This is a genomic window from Neisseria sp. P0022.S009, assembly GCF_051956675.1.
Classification (GTDB): Bacteria; Pseudomonadota; Gammaproteobacteria; order Burkholderiales; family Neisseriaceae; genus Neisseria.
In genome coordinates this window covers 1-558 of record NZ_JBQCXE010000038.1, presented here as the reverse complement: position 1 = coordinate 558, position 558 = coordinate 1, and the positions used below count along the sequence as shown (strand labels likewise).

At 52.7% G+C, this 558-nt stretch carries 1 protein-coding gene; it reads right to left on the bottom strand.

Going from position 1 to position 558, the window contains the following annotated elements:
* Nucleotides 1-546: sodium/glutamate symporter (locus ACTHUG_RS11315; RefSeq protein WP_440422263.1), on the bottom strand; the 546-nt coding region annotated here is incomplete at its 3' end.
* Between the last annotated feature and the right edge of the window lie 12 nt (nucleotides 547-558).

Below are 558 nucleotides of genomic sequence, written 5' to 3'. Positions count from 1 at the left end.
GCGTGCAACAGGACCACCGATCAAACCGCCGAATACCAGGCCGAATGTTGCAGAAGCCATACCTAAGCCGGTTGCGCCGGTCAGGCCGAATTTGCTTTCAAAGTCAGGACCCCATGCACCGGCAGTACCGTGACCGCCGGTCAGGGTAATCGAACCGGTAATCAGGCCAATCAGCGGATCCAAGCCCAATGCGCTCGCCAAGCCGACACCGACGAAGTTTTGGACGATGATGAATGCACCCACCACGGCGGTAAAGATAACCAAAGGCAAACCGCCCGCTTTCAGACGGGAGAAGTCGGCGCTCAAACCGATGGATGTAAAGAAGATGAGCATGAACGCATCTTGCAGCGGTTTTTCAAATTTGAAGCTGACACCGTAGGCTTCGTGCAGGGCGAACAGGACGATAGCGGCAATCAAACCGCCGGCGACCGGCTCGGGAATATTGAAGTCTCTTAAGAATTTGATTTTTTGAACCAGAAATTTACCAACCAGCAACACGAGCGTGGCGGCAATCAGTGTGTAATAACTGTTGAATTCCCATTCCATGTTGTTTCACCT